Below are 4188 nucleotides of genomic sequence, written 5' to 3'. Positions count from 1 at the left end.
AATCCACGAAAAATATGCTTATGATTACAGGCTATTTGTTCCTGATGGCTTATTTTGCCGCATTCGTGGTTTACCAAATTTCTTCAAGGATACTATCATCATGACTCAATATATTATCGTCGGCTTGATTATGCTCGCCTGCGTATTCTTCCTCTTGCGAAAATTCGTATTCAAACCGAAAAAACGCGACTGCAGCAGCGGCTGCGGCAAATGTGGCGGTTGCGGTTAAATATGGATAACCAGAAAGAATAAAGGTCGTCTGAAAAGAGGTTTCAGACGACCTTTTTAACGCAAACCGTTATAATAACGTCCATCCATTTACACAATACATTCATTCCATAAAGTCATGAAAACTTTGCTCCAACTCCAAAGCGCCGCACAAAATTTCGCCGACCACTATAAAAACCAAACCGACGAACGCCGTGAAAAAGACACCTTTTGGAATGAATTTTTTGCGATTTTCGGCATAGACCGCAAAAACGTCGTCCACTTCGAATATGCCGTTAAAGACCCGAGCAACAACACCCAATTTGTCGATGTCTTTTGGGAAGGCATCTTCTTGGCAGAACATAAATCCGCCAACAAAAACCTGGCCAAAGCCAAAGAACAGGCGGAGCGTTATTTGCAGGAAATTGAGCGCACCAAGCCGTCTGCTTTACCTGAATATTACGCCGTCAGCGATTTTGCCCATTTCCACCTTTATCGTCGCGAGCCTAAAGAAGGCGCGGAAAACCAATGGCAATTCCCGTTGGAAGCATTGCCCGAATACATTACGCGCGGCGTTTTTGACTTTATGTTCGGCATCGAAGCCAAAGTCCGCCAAATTCAAGAAGAGGCCAACATTCAAGCGGCGACGGCCATTGGCAGACTGCACGATGCCTTGCAGGAAGAGGGCATTTACGAAGAACACGAACTCAGGCTCTTCATCACGCGCCTGCTTTTCCTCTTTTTTGCCGACGACAGCGCCGTTTTCCAGCGCAACTACCTCTTTCAAGACTTTTTAGAAAGCTGCAAAGAGGCCGATACGCTCGGCGACAAGCTCAATCAACTCTTTGAATTTCTCAATACCCCCGACCAAAAGCGCAGCAAGACCCAAAGCGAAAAATTTAAAGGTTTCGAATACGTCAACGGCGGTCTTTTCAAAGAACGCCTGCGCACTTTCGACTTCACCGCCAAGCAGCACCGTGCCTTAATCGACTGCGGCAATTTCGACTGGCGCAACATCAGTCCCGAAATTTTCGGCACGCTCTTCCAATCCGTCATGGACGCGCAAGAGCGGCGCGAAGCAGGCGCACACTACACCGAAGCCGCCAACATCGACAAAGTCATCAACGGCCTCTTTTTAGAAAACCTGCGCGCCGAATTTGAAGCCGTCAAAGCCCTCAAACGCGACAAAGCCAAAAAACTCGCCGCCTTCTATCAAAAAATCCAAAACCTGCAATTCCTCGACCCGGCCTGCGGCTGCGGCAACTTCCTTATCGTCGCCTACGACCGCATCCGCGCCCTTGAAGACGACATCATCGCCGAAGCGCTCAAAGACAAAGCAGGCGGCTTGTTCGACAGCCCGTCCGTCCAATGTCGTCTGAAACAATTCCACGGCATCGAAATTGACGAATTCGCCGTCCTTATCGCCCGTACCGCCATGTGGCTCAAAAACCACCAATGCAACATCCGCACGCAAATCCGCTTCGACGGCGAAGTCGCCTGCCATACGCTTCCGCTCGAAGATGCCGCCGAAATCATCCATGCCAACAGTTTCCGCACACCTTGGCAGGCGGCGGACTACATCTTCGGCAATCCGCCCTTTATTGGCTCGACCTACCAAACCAAAGAGCAGAAAAACGACCTCGAAAGCATCTGCGGCCATATTAAAGGCTACGGCCTGTTGGATTACGTCTGCAACTGGTATGTCAAAGCCGCCGGCATCATGGCGCAGAATCCCCAAGTTCAGACGGCATTTGTCTCCACCAATTCCATCTGCCAAGGCCAGCAGGTCGAAATCCTTTGGGGCAGCCTTTTGAACCAAGGCATCGAAATCAACTTTGCCCACCGTACCTTCCAATGGACGAGCCAAGCCGCAGGCAAAGCCGCCGTCCATTGCATCATCGTCGGCTTCAGCCGCAAACCGCAAACGTCGTCTGAAAACGGCGGTGCAAACGCTTCGGCAAATCCCGCTCTGCCCAAATACCTCTACGACTATCCCGACATCAAAGGTGAACCCCAAAAACACGCCGTAGCCAACATCAATCCTTATCTGATTGATGCGCCCGATTTGATTATTGCCAAGCGCAAAACCCAAATCAGCGGAGAAATTGAAATGGTTAGTGGAGGCAAGCCTACCGAAGGCGGCAACCTTATCCTTTCCACCGATGAAAAAGAAGCCTTGATTGCTACCGAACCATTGGCGGCAAACTACATCCGTGCCTTCTCGATGGGTAACGAATTCCTTAATGGTATCGAACGTTGGTGCATTTGGTTTAACGGCGTACCTGATGTCAAACGCAACCACGACCTGAAACAGATGCCTCAAGTCCAAGCCCGTATTCAGGCAGTCAAAGCCATGCGTGAGGCTAGTAAAGATAAGCAAACTCAAAAAGATGCTATGACTCCTTGGCTTTTCCAGCAATTACGCAATATTTCAGACGGCAATTATCTTGCCATCCCTAAAGTATCTTCTGAAAATCGCCGTTTCATTCCCATCGGCTATTTGGATTCCCAAACTATTGCCGGAGATAAGCTATTCATGTTACCTAATGCCACTCTTTACCACTTTGGCATTCTCTGCTCCACCATGCATAATGCCTTTATGCGTACTGTTTCAGGCCGTCTGAAAAGCGATTACAGCTATTCCAGTTTAATTGTGTACAACAACTTTCCCTTCCCAGAAAGCTGCCGTAAACCCAACGATGACGAAACTGCCTGTCAGGAAGCTTCGGGCAAAAAAGGCGAAACGCCAAGGCCGTCTGAAAACAATCCCCTCCGTTCCGCCATCGAAGCTGCCGCCCAAGCCATCCTTGACACTCGCGAGAAATACCGTGCCGATGCGCTTGCTAACGATCTGCCTCCCCCTACGCTCGCCGAACTTTATGCGTCCGACGCAGGCTATCCCGACCTCGTCAAAGCACACGCCACCCTCGACAAAGCAGTAGATAAAGCCTACGGCTACAAAAAAGGCAAAAACACTGACGATGAGGCAGAACGCGTCACCTTTCTGTTTGACCTATACCGAAAGGCAATAGAAAGCCAAAATACCAAGCCGCCCAAAAAATCCAAATAAAGGCAAACGGCAAATCCGGCTTGGTTTATAACCAAACCTGATTCGCCGGAAATATCGGTTTTTCCCCATCTCATTACTTCACAACCAAAAGGCCGTCTGAAAACCAAATTCCGGTTTTCAGACGGCCTCAATCATTCAAAATTTTCAACAAACCTTTATTTCAACGCTTCCAGCAGCTTTCCGTGTATTCCGCCGAAACCGCCATTGCTCATGACCAAAATATGGTCGCCTGCTTCGGCATTTTTCACGATTTCGGCAACAAAGGCATCGAAGTCTTTGCCCACATGCAGCTTGCCGCCTAAAGGTGCGAGGGCTTCGGCGACGTCCCAGTCCACGCCGCCGGCGTAGCAGAATACTTGGTCTGCATCGTTTAAGCTTGCGGGCAGGGCGGCTTTCATGGTGCCGAGCTTCATGGTGTTGGAACGTGGCTCGAGGACGGCGAGGATGCGTGCGTTACCGACGCGCTGACGTAAGCCTTCGATGGTGGTTTCGATGGCGGTCGGATGGTGGGCAAAGTCGTCGTAAACAGTGATGCCGTTTACTGTACCTTTGATTTCCATACGGCGTTTGACGTTTTTAAATGCACTCAAAGCTTCGCAGGCCGTCTGAATATCGACTCCGGCATGACGCGCGGCAGAGATAACGGCGAGGGCGTTCATGCGGTTGTGTTCGCCCATCAGTTCCCAAGCGACGTGTCCGACCGTTTCGCCGTGATGGCGTACATCAAACGAGCCGTCGGCATGGACGGTACCAACCTGCCAGCCTTGTTCGGTACCGAATTTCTCTACGGGCGTCCAGCAGCCTTTGTCTAGAGTATCTTGCAGGCTTTGCTGCTGGCCGTTGCAGACGATGAGGCCTTCAGACGGCACGGTGCGTACCAAATGATGGAATTGGGTTTGAATGGCGCCCAA

At 50.4% G+C, this 4188-nt stretch carries 3 protein-coding genes; 2 read left to right on the top strand and 1 reads right to left on the bottom strand.

Going from position 1 to position 4188, the window contains the following annotated elements; translation table 11 throughout:
• The first annotated feature begins 100 nt into the window (after nt 1-100).
• Nucleotides 101-229: a FeoB-associated Cys-rich membrane protein gene (locus ACTHS3_RS10440; RefSeq protein ID WP_003683546.1), complete on the top strand. Its 129-nt coding sequence runs from the start codon at nt 101-103 to the stop codon at nt 227-229.
• 117 nt (nt 230-346) lie between these two features.
• Entirely contained in the window at nt 347-3277 is a 2931-nt protein-coding gene (locus ACTHS3_RS10435; protein WP_440367921.1) for a class I SAM-dependent DNA methyltransferase, read from the top strand.
• A gap of 155 nt (nt 3278-3432) precedes the next feature.
• Here the strand turns inward: ACTHS3_RS10435 and mpl are convergent.
• Nucleotides 3433-4188 (bottom strand): UDP-N-acetylmuramate:L-alanyl-gamma-D-glutamyl-meso-diaminopimelate ligase (gene mpl, locus ACTHS3_RS10430; protein WP_440367920.1); only part of this gene is annotated, 756 nt, incomplete at its 5' end.

It is taken from the genome of Neisseria sp. P0009.S007, assembly GCF_051962515.1.
Note: the sequence above shows the minus strand (reverse complement) of the source record. Positions and strands in the feature narration are given on the sequence as shown.

What these genes read in the sequence shown, in the direction of transcription:
- ACTHS3_RS10440 (WP_003683546.1), top strand. Translation starts at nt 101, where the DNA reads ATGACTCAATATATTATCGTCGGCTTGATTATGCTCGCCTGCGTATTC.
- ACTHS3_RS10435 (WP_440367921.1), top strand. Translation starts at nt 347, where the DNA reads ATGAAAACTTTGCTCCAACTCCAAAGCGCCGCACAAAATTTCGCCGAC.